The sequence below is a fragment of the Streptomyces sp. NPDC015144 genome (assembly GCF_043079735.1).
Taxonomy (GTDB): domain Bacteria; phylum Actinomycetota; class Actinomycetes; order Streptomycetales; family Streptomycetaceae; genus Streptomyces.
Map to the genome: position 1 here is coordinate 100,578 of NZ_JBIBUU010000005.1, position 14,547 is coordinate 115,124.

11 protein-coding genes and 1 riboswitch are annotated in these 14,547 nt (G+C 72.6%); of the genes, 5 read left to right on the forward strand and 6 right to left on the reverse strand.

Annotated elements, in window-relative coordinates; all coding sequences use genetic code 11:
• Positions 1 to 5: 5 nt before the first annotated feature.
• Both ACF08W_RS11255 and ACF08W_RS11260 read left to right on the forward strand, forming a co-directional pair.
• A complete protein-coding gene (locus ACF08W_RS11255) occupies positions 6 to 1,301 on the forward strand; it encodes a PspC domain-containing protein (RefSeq protein ID WP_392279105.1) in 1,296 nt (431 codons plus the stop codon).
• Positions 1,285 to 1,983 carry a response regulator transcription factor gene (locus tag ACF08W_RS11260; RefSeq protein WP_352273574.1) on the forward strand — a complete coding sequence of 233 codons (699 nt, stop codon included), beginning with the start codon at positions 1,285 to 1,287 and terminating at the stop codon, positions 1,981 to 1,983. The genes ACF08W_RS11255 and ACF08W_RS11260 overlap by 17 nt, the downstream gene beginning before the upstream one ends.
• A gap of 22 nt (positions 1,984 to 2,005) precedes the next feature.
• Here ACF08W_RS11260 and ACF08W_RS11265 read toward each other — a convergent pair whose 3' ends face one another.
• A complete protein-coding gene (locus ACF08W_RS11265) occupies positions 2,006 to 2,767 on the reverse strand; it encodes a GNAT family N-acetyltransferase (protein ID WP_392279106.1) in 762 nt (253 codons plus the stop codon).
• 78 nt (positions 2,768 to 2,845) lie between these two features.
• Positions 2,846 to 3,892: an NlpC/P60 family protein gene (locus ACF08W_RS11270; RefSeq protein WP_392279107.1), complete on the reverse strand. Its 1,047-nt coding sequence runs from the start codon at positions 3,890 to 3,892 to the stop codon at positions 2,846 to 2,848.
• 316 nt (positions 3,893 to 4,208) lie between these two features.
• Between ACF08W_RS11270 and ACF08W_RS11275 the strand changes: the two genes are divergently transcribed.
• Entirely contained in the window at positions 4,209 to 4,562 is a 354-nt protein-coding gene (locus tag ACF08W_RS11275) for a hypothetical protein (RefSeq protein ID WP_385208400.1), read from the forward strand.
• Positions 4,563 to 4,662: 100 nt separating this feature from the next.
• Here the strand turns inward: ACF08W_RS11275 and ACF08W_RS11280 are convergent, their stop codons facing one another.
• Positions 4,663 to 5,817, reverse strand: a complete 1,155-nt coding sequence (locus tag ACF08W_RS11280; protein ID WP_392279108.1) for an NlpC/P60 family protein — start codon at positions 5,815 to 5,817, stop codon at positions 4,663 to 4,665.
• A 169-nt stretch (positions 5,818 to 5,986) separates the two neighbouring features.
• A riboswitch (cyclic di-AMP (ydaO/yuaA leader) is annotated at positions 5,987 to 6,128 on the reverse strand.
• Positions 6,129 to 6,365: 237 nt separating this feature from the next.
• Between ACF08W_RS11280 and pcrA the strand changes: the two genes are divergently transcribed.
• Positions 6,366 to 8,807 (forward strand): DNA helicase PcrA, encoded by a 2,442-nt coding sequence (pcrA, locus tag ACF08W_RS11285; protein WP_392279109.1) that lies wholly within the window; start codon positions 6,366 to 6,368, stop codon positions 8,805 to 8,807.
• A gap of 59 nt (positions 8,808 to 8,866) precedes the next feature.
• Here pcrA and ACF08W_RS11290 read toward each other — a convergent pair whose 3' ends face one another.
• The gene (locus ACF08W_RS11290) at positions 8,867 to 10,507 is read right to left on the reverse strand and encodes a M23 family metallopeptidase (protein WP_392279110.1); all 1,641 of its coding nucleotides are present in this window, start codon (positions 10,505 to 10,507) and stop codon (positions 8,867 to 8,869) included.
• Positions 10,508 to 10,828: 321 nt separating this feature from the next.
• Positions 10,829 to 11,743: a lipase family alpha/beta hydrolase gene (locus ACF08W_RS11295; RefSeq protein WP_392279111.1), complete on the reverse strand. Its 915-nt coding sequence runs from the start codon at positions 11,741 to 11,743 to the stop codon at positions 10,829 to 10,831.
• A 331-nt stretch (positions 11,744 to 12,074) separates the two neighbouring features.
• On the opposite strand from ACF08W_RS11295, the gene ACF08W_RS11300 reads away from it, so the two are divergent.
• On the forward strand, positions 12,075 to 12,488 hold the full coding sequence (locus ACF08W_RS11300) for a cobalamin B12-binding domain-containing protein (protein ID WP_352273566.1): 414 nt from the start codon (positions 12,075 to 12,077) through the stop codon (positions 12,486 to 12,488).
• 394 nt (positions 12,489 to 12,882) lie between these two features.
• On the opposite strand, the gene ACF08W_RS11305 is transcribed toward ACF08W_RS11300, so the two are convergent.
• Positions 12,883 to 14,475: a DUF5691 domain-containing protein gene (locus tag ACF08W_RS11305; RefSeq protein WP_392279112.1), complete on the reverse strand. Its 1,593-nt coding sequence runs from the start codon at positions 14,473 to 14,475 to the stop codon at positions 12,883 to 12,885.
• Between the last annotated feature and the right edge of the window lie 72 nt (positions 14,476 to 14,547).

A 14,547-nucleotide genomic window follows, 5' to 3' on the forward strand; every position in this document is an offset into this window, starting at 1 on the left:
GGTGCATGCCCGCCACCACCCGAGCCCCCGGCTCCCGCCCCGCAGACCTTGAGGAGCCGCCGCCGCGGAAGCTGTACCGCAGCGCCGACGGGCGGTTCCTGGGCGGGGTCGCGCGCGGCCTGGCCGGACATGTCGGGCTGCCCGTCGTCTGGGTGCGGTTCTTCTTCGTCGGCCTGTTCTTCGCGGACGGGTTCGGCGCGGTCCTCTACGCCGTGTTCTGGATCGTCGTCCCGCTCGGGGTCGGCGGGGTCGAGGCGCCCCGCCCGGTCTTCGAGACCGGCCCGGACGGCCGCCGCCGATTCCGCAAGCCCGACAAGGGCCAGGTCTTCGCACTGATCGCGCTGTTCTTCGGCGGTCTGGTCTTCGTCGGCAACGTCGACATGAGCAGCGGCGCCAACCGCTACGTCTGGCCCGCCGTGCTGATCGGCGGCGGCTCCGTCCTCGTGTGGCGGCAGGCCGACAACGCCCGCCGCGCCCGCTGGATGGAGGTCGGCCGCCGCCGCCGGGTCCTGCACCTGGCCCGGGGGCTCGCCGGGGTCGCCCTGGTCGGGGTGGGCCTGGCCGTCTTCGTCGTCGTCCGTGGCTCCGCCGCGCAGCTCGGCAACGTCCTGACCGCCGCGATCGCCGTGCTCACCGGCATCGCGCTGCTGGCCGGCCCCTATCTCGTCCGGATGACCCAGGACCTCTCCGAGGAACGCCTGATGCGCATCCGGGCCCAGGAACGGGCCGAGGTCGCCGCCCACGTCCACGACTCGGTGCTGCACACCCTCACCCTGATCCAGCGCCGCGCGGAGGACGCCGGGGAGGTCCGCAGGCTCGCCCGCGCCCAGGAACGGGAGCTGCGCAACTGGCTGTACAACCCCGAGGGCACCGGCAAGGACGAGGACGACGAGCCCGAGACCCTCGCCGAGGCGGTCAAGCGCGCCGCCGCCGAGGTCGAGGACAAGCACGGCGTCCCGCTGGAGGTGGTCGTCGTCGGCGACTGCCCGCTCGACGAGAAGCTCGTCGCGCAGATGCAGGCCGCGCGCGAGGCGATGGTCAACGCCGCCAAGTACGGTGGCGAGGGCGGTGCCGTACAGGTCTACGCGGAGGTCGAGGGCCGCACGGTCTTCGTCTCGGTCCGCGACCGGGGGCCGGGCTTCGACCTGGACGCCGTACCGGGGGACAGAATGGGCGTACGAGAATCAATCATCGGCCGGATGCAGCGCAACGGGGGCACGGCGCGGCTGCGTTCGGTGCCCGGCGGGGGCACGGAGGTCGAGCTGGAGATGGAGAGGGCGAGCGATGACCATGACCACTGAGGGGGCGGCCGGCGGCCCGGAGCGCCGGGTACGGGTCGTGCTCGTCGACGACCACCGGATGTTCCGCACCGGCGTCCAGGCCGAGATCGGCCGCACGGAGGAGACCGGCGTCGAGGTGGTCGGCGAGGCCGCCGACGTCGACCAGGCGGTCACCGTCATCACGGCGACCCGCCCCGAGGTCGTCCTCCTCGACGTCCACCTGCCGGGCGGCGGCGGCGTCGAGGTGCTGCGCCGCTGCTCCTCGCTGATGGGGGCCGTCGACAACCCGGTGCGGTTCCTGGCGCTGTCCGTGTCGGACGCCGCCGAGGACGTCATTGGGGTCATCCGGGGCGGTGCCCGGGGCTACGTGACCAAGACCATCACCGGCGCCGACCTGGTCGACTCGGTCTTCCGGGTCCAGGAGGGCGACGCGGTGTTCTCGCCCCGGCTGGCCGGTTTCGTCCTGGACGCCTTCGCCTCCACGGACGCGCCGCCGGTCGACGAGGACCTGGACCGGCTGACCCAGCGCGAGCGCGAGGTGCTGCGGCTGATCGCCCGCGGCTACGCGTACAAGGAGATCGCCAAGCAGCTGTTCATCTCGGTGAAGACGGTCGAGTCGCACGTCTCGGCGGTGCTGCGCAAGCTCCAGCTCTCCAACCGGCACGAGCTGACCCGGTGGGCGACGGCCCGGCGGCTGGTCTGAGCCGCCGGACCCCACCGCGACATCAGGCCGGGTCGAGCGAGATGTTCAGCTTCTCGCCGATCCGGTCGAAGCCGATGCCCGCGTAGATCCGCTCCACGGCGTCGTCGGCCGGCTCCAGCCAGACCACCCGGCAGCCGCGCTCGAACGCGGTGGCCGTCAGGTGGGCGGAGAGCGCGGCGCCGATGCCCCGGCGGCGGTAGGCGTCGGCGACGGCCAGCCCGGCCAGCTCGGTGAGGCCGTCGACCGCTACGGAGCAGCCGCCCGCGCCGACCGGTACGCCGTCGAGCGTGGCGAGGGCAGCGACGCCGCCGCCCTCGGCCGCCGTGCGCAGCCACCGCGCCGTGCCCTCCTCGGGCTCGCCGGTGCCGCCGTAGCCGTGGTGCTGGACGAGCGCGGCGGTGGCGAACCCGTCGTCGGTGGACGGCTCGTCGATCGCGAGCTCCGGCACCGGCTTCGGCATCCGCAGCCCGCCCGGGACGCAGGCCATGATCGGGGCCCGGTTCTCGACGGTGAACCCGGCGGCCAGCAGCGCGGGTTCGACCGCGGGCGCCGAGCCGGGCAGGAACTCCAGCCGGGGCAGCCGGTCGTGCGCCCGGAAGGCGGCGATCAGCGCGTCGATGTCCTCGGCGGTCGGCTCCGCGTCCTGGTCGGGTATGGCGTAATTGGCGTACTTGAGGGACCAGTCGGGGTTGTACCGCACGGTGAACGGCCCGACCCGGAGGTGGTCCGGGGAGCGCTGGGCGAGCGTGCGGGCGTGGGTCTGGACGTCGGCGTCCACGGGCATGTCGGTTCGTCCTCGGGCCGGTTGATCGGTGGTGGGCCGCCGCCGTGGCGGCGGACGGCCCGGACCGGCGTCGGGAGCCTATGCCACCCGGGTCGCCCCGGCGAAGGGCATCTGGTCGATCGGGGCGACCCGGACCGGGGTGCCGGGGCGCGGGGCGTGGATCATCTGCCCGTTGCCGATGTAGAGCCCGACATGGCTGATGCCGGAGAAGAAGAACACCAGGTCCCCTGGGGCGAGTTCGGAGCGGGAGACCCGCCGCCCGGCGTTGATCTGGGTGTACGTCGTCCGGGGCAGCGAGACCCCGGCGGAGCGCCAGGCGGCCTGGGTGAGCCCGGAGCAGTCGAAGGAGGAGGGGCCGGTGGCGCCCCATACGTACGGCTTGCCGAGCGCCCCGTACGCGAAGGCGACGGCCGCGGCGGCGCGGGCGCTGGGTGCCTGGACGGAGCCGCGCGGCAGGGAGCGGGAGGCGCGGCCCGCCGAGCCGTGGTCGCTGTTCTCGTACGAGGAGCGCTCGGTCGGGGTCAGGCGGTCGAGGAGCCGCCGGGCCTCCGTCAGCCGGGCGGTGATCGTCGCCTTGCTCTTCCTCAGCTCGGCGCGGCGGGCGGTCAGGTCGGCGAGCCGGCCCTTGGCCTCGGCGCGGAGCGTGGCGATCCGGGCGACCTGGTGGCGGACCCGGTCGAGCGCGACGGACTGGCGGTCGGCGATCCGGTCCAGGTAGGAGGCGCGCTCCAGGTACTGGTCGGGGTCGGAGGAGAGCGCCAGCTGCACGGACGGGCCGAGGCCGCTGGTGCGGTACTGCGCGGCGGCGAAGGCGCCCAGCGCGTCGCGGGAGGCGTTGAGGCGCTCGGTGCGGCGGGCGGCCTCGTCGCGCAGGTCGTCGAGGGCCTTCTCCGCGGCGGTGGCCTTCTCCTTCGCCCCGTTGTACCGCTCGGTGGCGATCTCGGCCTCGTGGTACAGCCGGTCCACCTCGGACTTGACCTGGGCGGGGGTGCGCTGCGGTTCGGCGTGGGCCGCGGGGCCGGGCAGTGCGGCGGCGGTGGCGGCCCCGGTGAGGGCGAGGGTCGCCGCGGTGCGGGCAGCAGGGCCGGTGTACAGGCGCTGCTTGGGTTTTCGATGCGCTGCCACGGGGGCGTGCGTCCTTCCTGACGACTGCCCGACGGGGGGTACCGGCGGGCCCGCCGGTACGTTCGGCGGAGTGGCCGGTCCCGTCGGGGCGGGGCGCCCGGTCCGTCAGTGACGCTAAACCCGGGACACGGGCCGGAGTCGTAATGACGCATATTGCTCGTTTTTGGCGTGGCAATGCCGTCGATTGATCGGAAAAATTACGCCAGAGTCACGCAATTGGTACAGGTGTGAGTCAAGCGACACGGAGGCGTGTTTGCCCGGTGAAGGTGGACCTGCCTGTCGGGGGGTGGTATAGCCCTGGCTAGGCTGCGGCCTCATGGACGTACTCATTCATGTCTTCGTCGCCCTGCACATCATCGGCATCGCCTCCCTGCTGGGTGGATTCCTCACCCAGATGAAGGCGATGGGCGCGGGCGCGGCCCGATTCGTCCCGGCGATGCTGCACGGTGCGCTGACCATGCTGGTCACCGGTATCGCGCTCGTCGGGATGCGCGAGGCCGACGGCGGCCACGTGAACAACATCAAGATCGGAGTGAAGCTGCTGATCCTGGTCGTCATCCTCGCGCTCGTCTACATCAAGCGGGACGAGGAGAAGGTCGACAAGGGCGCCTTCGCGGCGGTCGGCGGGCTGACGCTCGCCAACATCTTCATCGCCACGCTCTGGGTCTGACCCCGCTCCCGGCTGCCGGGCGGACCCGGCAGCCGGTGCACGGTGCGCGCGCCTCCGTCATGGAAGCCGCCACGGAACCCGTCGTGGGCCCCGCGGTGGACTACGCCGGGCGCACGCTGCCGTAGATCGGCATGTAGTAGATCGACTCCTCGCGCACGTTCGCCCCGGGCTTCGGCGCGTGGATCATCATCCCGTCGCCCTTGTAGATGCCGACGTGGCTGATGTCGTCGTAGAAGAAGACCAGGTCACCGGGGCGCAGATCCGCCGTCGCGACCCGGGTGCCGATCTTGACCTGGTCCCAGGTGGTGCGCGGGATGTCCACACCGGCGGCCTTCCAGGCGGCCTGGGTGAGCCCGGAGCAGTCGTACGACGCCGGGCCCGTCGCGCCCCACACGTACGGCTTGCCGATCTGGGCGCGGGCGAAGGCGAGGACCTGCTCCGCCTTGCTGCTGGTGCCGCTGCCCGTGCCGGATCCGGTGCCCGTTCCGGTCCCCGTGCCGCCGGACTTCTTCGCGTCCTCGGCGGCCTTGCGGTCGGCCTCGGCCTTGGCGGCGGCCTGCCGCTTCGCCAGCTCCTCGGCCTTCCGTGCCGCCTCCGCCTCCTTCTTCCGCTCGATCTGCGCGAGCCGCGCCTTCTCCTCGGCGGTCAGCTTCGACAGCAGTGTGCGCGCCTCGGACAGCTTCGTCCGGACGTTCTGCTTGCTGGTGCGCAGATCGGCCTGGGCCGTCGTCAGCGTCTCCAGGCTCCGTACCGCCTCGGCCCGCTTCTTCGCGGTCTTCTCCTGCTGGACGCGGAAGTCCGTGACCGCCTTCTGCTGGCGATCGGTCATCCGCCGCATCAGCTGGCTCTGGTCGAAGTACGACTGCGGGTCGTCGGCCAGGAAGAACGTGGCGGTCGGCGCGATGGAGCCGTTGCGGTACTGCGCGGCCGCGAAGGCGCCCAGCGTCCTGCGGGCCTCGTTGAGCTTGTCGGTGCGCTGGGCGACGTCCTCCAGCAGGGCGTCGACCCTGGCGCGCTGGGCGGAGGACGCCTCCTTCGCCTGGTTGTACTTCTGGGTCGCGGTGCCCGCCTGCCGGTAGAGGTCGTCCACCTGCTTCTGGACGTCCTCGACGCTCGGCCTCGGATCCGGCGCGGCCACCGCGCTCTGCGTGGAGAGCAGAGTCACGGACGCCAGGGCCGCGGTGGTGAGCCCGACGGCCGGTGCGGTGGAACGCACCCGGGCGCGCGGTTTGCGGTGCGATGCCAAGAGGGGCATCTCCTTCCGTGGACCGCCTGCCGGGACAGGGCGTTTCGTTTGGATCAGGCCGGGCTCGCGTGCCCCGGTGCTGCGCCTCGCCGCGTTGTCGTCACTCGCCGACGCTCCGCGTCGACTCCCTCCTCCGCCTTGCGATCCACAGCACCGGACCCCGCTCCCTGATCCGGCCTGATCCAAACGAAACGCCCCGGCTGTCGGGTTCGGGCGAACGGAAGGCTGCCCTACGGTCCGCGTGGGGGTTATGGACCGATTCACCCCGATAGTGCATGGTGGGTCCCCGGCTCCGGACTCCCGTACGGGCAGCCCGGATTCGGCGCGGGCGCCCGTTCGGCGTGGGTCGCCGCAAGGGGGTCGGGCCGCCCGGTCGAGCACGCTAGCCAACCCGTGGTGCCACTGGGAAGGTTGATGTTCGAAATGCCCGATACATTTTCGTGACCTGCGTGACAGGGGTCCGGATGCTCACCCCGCGTGGGCCCCCGCTGCCGCTCCGTACCGTCTCCCGGAACGCCCGCCGGGCGCCGGGGGCCAGCCCGTAGACTCGACAAGCGATGAGCAGCCTCTTTGACGACAGTTTCCTGGCCGGCCTCCAGCACTCGGAGGAAGAGCCCCCGCCGCCCCCCGAGGACACCGCGCCCGAGGTGGTGCCGGAGGGGCTGTTCGAGGGCGTGTTCGATGGTCCGCCGCCCCGGGACGCCTACTACCGCGACGGCGCCCCCCGCCCCGTCATCGACCCCGAGGCACTCCTCGACGGGCTGAACACCGAGCAGCGCGCCGCGGTCGTCCACGCCGGCTCCCCGCTGCTCATCGTCGCCGGGGCCGGCTCGGGCAAGACCCGGGTGCTGACCCACCGGATCGCCCACCTCCTCGCCGAGCGCGGGGTGCACCCCGGCCAGATCCTGGCGATCACCTTCACCAACAAGGCCGCCGGCGAGATGAAGGAGCGCGTCGAGCAGCTCGTCGGACCGCGCGCCAACGCCATGTGGGTCATGACCTTCCACAGCGCCTGCGTCCGCATCCTGCGCCGCGAGTCCAAGCGGCTCGGCTTCACCTCGTCGTTCTCGATCTACGACGCGGCCGACTCCAAGCGGCTGATGGCCCTGGTCTGCCGCGATCTGGACCTCGACCCGAAGCGCTTCCCGCCGAAGTCGTTCACGGCCAAGGTCTCCAACCTGAAGAACGAGCTGATCGACGAGGAGACCTTCGCCGGCCAGGCCGCCGACGGCTTCGAGAAGACCCTCGCCCAGGCGTACGCGATGTACCAGTCCCGGCTGCGCGAGGCCAACGCGCTGGACTTCGACGACATCATCATGACGACGGTCCACCTGCTCCAGGCGTTCCCCGACGTCGCCGAGCACTACCGCCGCCGCTTCCGCCACGTCCTGGTCGACGAGTACCAGGACACCAACCACGCCCAGTACACCCTGGTCCGCGAGCTGGTCGGCCCGACGGGCGAGAACGACGCCCCGGCCGAGCTGTGCGTCGTCGGTGACGCGGACCAGTCGATCTACGCCTTCCGCGGCGCTACCATCCGCAACATCCTCCAGTTCGAGGAGGACTACCCCGACGCGACGACGATCCTCCTGGAGCAGAACTACCGCTCCACGCAGACGATCCTCTCCGCCGCCAACGCCGTCATCGAACGCAACGAGAGCCGCCGCCCCAAGAACCTCTGGACCAACGCCGGCACCGGCGCCCGGATCACCGGCTACGTCGCCGACACCGAGCACGACGAGGCGCAGTTCGTCGCCGACGAGATCGACCGGCTGACCGACGCGGGCGACGCCAAGGCCGGTGACGTGGCGGTCTTCTACCGCACCAACGCGCAGTCCCGCGTCTTCGAGGAGATCTTCATCCGCGTCGGCCTGCCCTACAAGGTCGTCGGCGGAGTGCGCTTCTACGAGCGCAAGGAGGTCCGCGACATCCTGGCCTACCTGCGCGTCCTCGCCAACCCCGAGGACACCGTCCCGCTGCGCCGCATCCTCAACGTGCCCAAGCGCGGCATCGGCGACCGTGCCGAGGCGATGATCGACGCGCTCTCCCTGCGCGAGAAGATCACCTTCCCGCAGGCGCTGCGCCGGGTCGACGAGGCGTACGGCATGGCCGCCCGCTCCGCCAACGCCGTCAAGCGGTTCAACACGCTGATGGAGGAGCTGCGCACGATCGGCGAGTCGGGCGCGGGTCCCGCGGTGGTCCTGGAAGCGGTCCTGGAGCGTACCGGCTACCTCGCCGAACTCCAGGCGTCCACCGACCCGCAGGACGAGACCCGGATCGAGAACCTCCAGGAACTCGCCGCGGTCGCCCTCGAATTCGAGCAGGAGCGGGGCGAGGCGGGCGAGGAGGGCGCGGGTACGCTCGCCGACTTCCTGGAGAAGGTCGCGCTCGTCGCCGACTCCGACCAGATCCCCGACGAGGACGAGGACGGCTCCGGCGTCATCACGCTGATGACCCTGCACACGGCGAAGGGCCTCGAATTCCCGGTCGTCTTCCTGACCGGCATGGAGGACGGCGTCTTCCCGCACATGCGGGCCCTGGGGCAGACGAAGGAGCTGGAGGAGGAGCGGCGCCTCGCCTACGTGGGCATCACCCGGGCCCGCGAGCGGCTCTACCTGACCCGGGCGGCGATGCGCAGCGCGTGGGGCCAGCCGTCGTACAACCCGCCGTCCCGCTTCCTGGAGGAGATCCCGGACCAGCACCTGGACTGGCGGCGGAAGGGCCCGATGGCCGCCTCGGCGGGTCCGACCTCGGGGATCACGTCCTCGCTCTCCGCCTCCCGCGCCCGCTCCGGCCCCTCGGGCTTCGCGACCCGGCGGACCTCGGACAAGCCGACGATCACGCTGGCCGTCGGGGACCGGGTCACGCACGACCAGTTCGGGCTCGGCACGGTGACGGCGGTCGAGGGCGTCGGCGACCAGGCGAAGGCCACGGTCGACTTCGGTGACGAGCGCCCGAAGAAGCTGCTGCTGCGCTACGCCCCGGTCGAGAAGCTGTAGGCGGAGAAAACGCGGAGGGGGCCCGAGCGTGTTCGCTCGGGCCCCCTCCGCGTTGCGGTTCAGGTCGGGTTGACGCCGTGGCTGCGCAGCCACGGCAGCGGGTTCACCGCGGCGCCGCCGCCGGGCCGTACCTCGAAGTGCAGATGCGGGCCGGTCGAGTTCCCGGTGTTGCCCGAGTACGCGATGACGTCACCGGCCTTGACCGGGCCCGAGCGGATCCGGGTGCTGCTGAGGTGGCAGTACCAGGTCTCGGTGCCGTCGGCCATGGTGACGATCGCCATGTTGCCGTACGCGCTGTTCAGCTGGGTGCGCACGGTGCCGTCCGTCGCGGCCATCACGGGCGTGCCCTCCAGCACCGGGAAGTCGATGCCGGTGTGCACGGACATCCAGTTGATGCCCGCCTGACCGAAGTACGCGCTGAGTCCGTGCTGCTTGACCGGCAGCACGAACTTGGGACGCAGCGCCTCCTTGCGGGCGGCCTCCTCCTCGCGCTTCTTCTTCTCGGCGGCCTGCCGTTCGCGCAGGTCGATGCGCTCCTGGGTGCGGCTGGCGCGGTTGGCGAAGTTCTCCGCGTTGGCGCTGAGCTTGGCGAGCTGGGTGTCCAGCTTGTTGTTGGCCTCGGCGGGCTTGACGGAGTCGGCCGCCGCCAGCGCCGTGGTGTCGTCCTTCTTTTCGTCCCCGCCGAGCCCGCCGACCGAGGCCGCGGCGATCCCGGCCACGCTCATCACGCACGCGGACGGAATGGCGACGGTCAGCAGCGCGGAACGCTTCGCGGGCGTACGACGACGGCCGCGGCCACCGCCCCGGGTGGCGGGGCGGTCGGGGGAGCGGCGCGGACCGGACGCGAGCTCGGTGCTCTCCAGCCCGTCGGGACCGTCCGCCGCATCGAGGTCGTCGGCGCCGCCGTCCGTCCCGTGGGTGCCGTCCGTGATGCCGTCCGTGGCGTCGGTGTCGCTCGCGCCGTCCGGGGCGTAGGGGGCGTACGGGTCGTACGCGTAGGAGGCGGTCCGGTCGGCGTAGGGCTCGTACTCGGCGTAGTCGTCGCCGTGCGCGGGGTGTGCCTCGGGTGCGGGGTGTGCCTCGTGCGGCAGCCGCGCGGTCTCCATGGTCTGCGTGAGCTGCTGGTCGAAGGCGGGCTCGGGCGCGGGCACGGTCGCGGCGCCGGTGTTCCAGGCGGTGGCGTCGTAGGCGCCGGTGTCGTACGCGGCCGTGCTGTTCATCGCCGCGTCGTTCATGGCCCAGTGGCCGTCCGTGGACCAGCTGCCGGTGTCCCACTGCCCGGTGCTCTCCGGGGAACCCCCCTGGGCCGGGATGCCGGGGAAGACTGCGGTGGAGGTGGTGGCGTCCGTGCCGTAGTCGGCGGTCGTCCAGACGGCCGTGGTGCCGTAGGCCGGGCCCGTCGTGTACTGCGGCTCCGCGTGCTGCGGCTCCGGGTAGTGGGGCTCCGGGTACTGCTGCGCCTCGGGCTGTGTGGCGTACGGGGCGTAGCTGTCGTACGAGGCGGTCGGGTGCGCTCCCGTGTCCCACTGGGTGGAGTCGTACTGGCCGCTGTACCCGTCGACATGGCCGACGCCGTAACCGCCGCCGTACGTGCTGTCGTGACCGGCCTGGAACGAGCCGAAGAGCGGATCGCCGTGGAAGCCGCCGGTCGCTCCGCCGTCGTGCCCGGCGTACCCGGCGTCGGGGTGCTGGTCGTTCACCAACTTCTCTCTCGCCTCGGCAGCAGGACCTGTGCTCGGGGGTCCGGTGGGGGAATCCCAGGGGGAGCAGTGGCCGCGACTGTACCCGCCGCTACCTGGCGTCGACAATCTTCCACGGGTCCCGGCGGCTCAGGAAACGGGCAATCGGCCGCCTTTCGGCGGCCCGCGCACAGACCCTTGGCTCTATGTTCGAAGGCTGTTCTATTTGCAGCGTCACTGTCGGTTGCGAAGGCAGGGTCGGCGACGGGGTCCGGACGTTCCTGCGGCCTGCGTGGCCTGTGTGGTCCATGGGACTGGTGGGGTCTGTGGGGTCTGTGCGGCTCAGGCTGCTCCCGCGTCCTTGGCGGGGCCGGTCGCCGGGCCGCCGGATTCCTCCAGCGCCTCGCGGATCGCGGCGACCACGGTCGGGTGCACCGGCAGTGCGAGGTGGCCGATGCCGGTGACGCGTACGTTCTCCGCGTCCAGGTCGGGGTGGTCGATGCGGGCGGCCTCGGGCGGGACGATCACCCGGTCCAGCTCGCCCCAGAAGCTCACGAAGCGGGTGCGGCAGCCGGGTGCGGGCAGGCGCAGCTCCTCGATCGGCGCGGACCCGGTGCGCATCTGCCGCACGATGGGGTGGGCGCTCGCCAAGGGGGCGACGGCGGTGCCGCTGTGCGGGGTGCCGAGCGTGACCAGGGTGCGGACCCGCTGGTCGCCGCCGAGCCGCTGGACGTAGTAGCGGGCGATCAGCCCGCCGAGGCTGTGCCCGACGATGTCGATCTCCTGGTGCCCGGTGCGGGCGCAGATCTCCTCGACATGCCGCCCGAACAGCTCGGCCGCAGTCCGGATGTCGCAGGTCAGCGGGGAGTAGTTGAGCGATTCCACATGGCGGTGGCCGCGCTGGGCGAGGGCCCGGCGCAGCAGGACGAAGACCGAGCGGTTGTCGATGAAACCGTGCACCAGGACGACCGGGGGAGGCTCCTCGCCGGCGGGCGGGGCGGGGGCCCGGGCGGGCGTTCTGGCGGAGGCGCGGCCGGTGGCGGCGGGGCCGGTGGTGGCGGTGGAGGGTTCGGCCGGGCACGGTGCGTTCCGCCGTTCACCGGTGATGCCGGTCGGGTAGAGGAGTACATGAGCCGTGAGGGCCACCAGCTCCAGGGCGGTGGCCTTCAGCAGCGCGCCGGACGGCCCGGTGGGACGCGGCCCCGGACCGAGCGGCGGGGGGAGCGGCAGTGACGGAAGAAAAGGCAGGACCTTCATGGCCGACCTCCGGCTTCGACGAGCGGGGGAGGCGGCTGTGCGGTCACCGGCGCGCGGTACGGACGGACCGGCGGACCGGGCCGGCCGTACCACCGCGCCGTGCGGCTGACGGCACGCTGGTACGGGCGACCTCGTCGCGGCTCCCCTGGCGACCGGACCCCGCACGGCTGGCGTGCCGTGTGCGTACGGGGGGCGGTGCCCGGTGAACATGTCCCACTGTGTGATTTCCCCCTCCCCGTCCACCGCGAAACGACGGCTTGCGGGATGCTGTAGATAACGTTCGTTCACATCCCCGGCCCTTCAGGCGCGGGAGAGGTATGTGGAGGCAGTGATGGGTGTGACCGGTCCGATCCGTGTGGTGGTGGCGAAGCCGGGGCTGGACGGCCATGATCGCGGGGCCAAGGTGATCGCTAGGGCGCTGCGCGACGCGGGTATGGAGGTCATCTACACCGGGCTGCACCAGACGCCCGAGCAGATCGTGGACACCGCGATCCAGGAGGACGCCGACGCGATCGGCCTCTCGATCCTCTCCGGCGCGCACAACACCCTGTTCGCCAAGGTCATCGAGCTGCTGAAGGAGCGCGAGGCGGAGGACATCAAGGTCTTCGGCGGCGGCATCATCCCGGAGGACGACATCGCCCCGCTGAAGGAGCAGGGTGTCGCGGAGATCTTCACCCCGGGCGCCACGACGACCGCGATCGTCGAGTGGATCAACGCGAACATCCGCCACCACGCGGAAGCCTGACCTTCCCGGGCCGGGCCCTCGCCTGGGCCTTTCCCCGGCCCGGGCCCTGATTCGGCCCGGCCCGGCCCGGTCCCGGGGCCCGCTCATGGCTCGTCCGGTCCCGTTACTGGACGGTCCTGGTCGGACCCGGTCGGATCCGTCCGGTCTTGGTTCCCGGCGGGGTATGCCCTCGGCCTCGGCCGTGTGCCCGGCGGGATCAGTCCTCGGGCTGTTCCCGCCGGTCCGGCCCGGCCTGATCGGGCCTGGCCGGATCCGGTTCGCCTCGGCCCGTGCTTGGGCCCTCGCGCCGGCCATTACTCCGTCCCGCCCGGTGCCTGTTCCGCCTGGTTCCTGTCTCGCCCGGTCCTTGGTCTGGCCGTACCGGTACCGGCAGACCAAGGACCGGGCGTGATCGTCAGGGCGGGGTCAGCTCCGCCACCATCTCGGCGCGCATTCGCAGCGTGGAGACGAGCCGCTGGAAGGCCTCGGACCAGTAGCCGCCCGCACCCGGTGAGGCGTCCGCCGACTCGTCGGGCGTGGTCGTCAGGACCTCCAGGCGGTCCGCCTCCGCCGGGTTCAGACAGCGCTCGGCCAGGCCCATCACACCGCTGAAGCTCCACGGGTAGCTGCCCGCGTCCCGGGCGATGTCCAGCGCGTCCACGACCGCGCGGCCCAGCGGACCGGCCCAGGGGGTCGGGCAGACGCCCAGGAGCTGGAACGCCTCGGACAGTCCGTGCGCGGCGATGAACCCGGCGACCCAGTCTCCCCGCTCGGCCGCCGGGAGTATGCCGAGGAGCTTCGAGCGCTCGGCCAGCGACGACGTTCCCGGGCCGCTCGACGGCGGGGCGGCCGGGGCGCCGAGCAGCGCGCGGGCCCATGCGGCGTCCCGCTGCCGTATCGCCGCCCGGCACCACGCCGCGTGCAGCTCCTCGGCCCAGCCGTCCGCGACCGGGAGGGCGACGATCTCCCGGGGGGTGCGGTGGCCGAACCGCGCGGACCAGGTGGCGAGCGGCGTCGCCTCGACGAGCTGGCCGAGCCACCACGACCGTTCCCCCCGGCCGGACGGCGGCACCGCCACCACACCGTCGCGCTCCATCGCCCCGTCGCACTCGTGCGGGGCCTCCACGGCGACCGATGGTTCGTCGCCGGTGAGATCCGGGCTCACGCAGGACAGCGCCCGGGACGCCATCCGGGCCCCGAGCGCCGACTCCGGCAGGGCGGAGAGCAGCTCGGCGGCGGTGGAGCGGACATTGCGGCTGCGGTCGGAGAGCGCCTGCTCCAGGAAGGGCTCGTCCACGGGGGACAGCCCGGTGCGCAGCGAGTCGACGAACATCAGCCGGTCCTCGGCCCGCTCGGTGGCCCAGGTGGAGGTGAGCAGCGTCAGCGCTCCGGCGGGGTCGCGTGCCCTCAGGGCCGCGAGCAGCGCGACCCGCTCGGCGAACAGTCCCTCCTCCCACAGCCGGACGACCGCCCCGGAATCCGCCGGGAGGGGGCGCGGCGCTCCGGCGGACGCGCCGCGCAGGGCGAATCGCCACTCGGGATTCAACCGGGCCAGCCACAGCCCGCGCGGGCCCGCGAAGGCCAGCACCTGCGGCCGCAGGTCGGTCCGGGCCCGGGCCGCGTCGAGCAGGGCCGGGAGCAGTTCGGCCGGGGCCCGGAAACCCCGGCGGTTGGCGGCGGCCAGCCACTGCGGGATCAGCTCCGTGAGGTCGGGGGCCGCGCCGCGCCGCCCGCCCGAGCCGCCCGGTGCCGATCGGTCGGCCAGCAGCTGGGCGAGTCTGCGCCGCGCGGCCGGGGGCGGTGTGGGCCGTGGGTCGGCGGGCGCCGTTCCGGGCCGGTCGGCGGCCGGGGCGGGCAGCAGCCCCGCCCGCCGCCGCACGGTGTGGGCCGCTGCCGCGTCGAGCAGTCCGGCGGGCCCGCCGCCCCCGGTGGGCGGGCGGCGGTCGGTACCGAGGAGCGCCGTGGTGACGAGCTCCTCCCACGGGGCGGATGCGATGGTGCCGGGCATGGATGGTCCCCCTTCTCGTCCTCGTCCTCGTTCGTGTTCATTCGGTCGTGGTCACTCGGTCGTGCTCGACCG

Coding starts and splice junctions, on each gene's coding strand:
- ACF08W_RS11255 (WP_392279105.1), top strand. CDS start 6: ATGCCCGCCACCACCCGAGCCCCCGGCTCCCGCCCCGCAGACCTTGAG.
- ACF08W_RS11275 (WP_385208400.1), top strand. CDS start 4,209: ATGGACGTACTCATTCATGTCTTCGTCGCCCTGCACATCATCGGCATC.
- ACF08W_RS11295 (WP_392279111.1), bottom strand. CDS start 11,743: ATGAAGGTCCTGCCTTTTCTTCCGTCACTGCCGCTCCCCCCGCCGCTC.
- ACF08W_RS11260 (WP_352273574.1), top strand. CDS start 1,285: ATGACCATGACCACTGAGGGGGCGGCCGGCGGCCCGGAGCGCCGGGTA.
- ACF08W_RS11305 (WP_392279112.1), bottom strand. CDS start 14,475: ATGCCCGGCACCATCGCATCCGCCCCGTGGGAGGAGCTCGTCACCACG.
- ACF08W_RS11300 (WP_352273566.1), top strand. CDS start 12,075: ATGGGTGTGACCGGTCCGATCCGTGTGGTGGTGGCGAAGCCGGGGCTG.
- ACF08W_RS11265 (WP_392279106.1), bottom strand. CDS start 2,767: ATGCCCGTGGACGCCGACGTCCAGACCCACGCCCGCACGCTCGCCCAG.
- pcrA (WP_392279109.1), top strand. CDS start 6,366: ATGAGCAGCCTCTTTGACGACAGTTTCCTGGCCGGCCTCCAGCACTCG.
- ACF08W_RS11280 (WP_392279108.1), bottom strand. CDS start 5,817: ATGCCCCTCTTGGCATCGCACCGCAAACCGCGCGCCCGGGTGCGTTCC.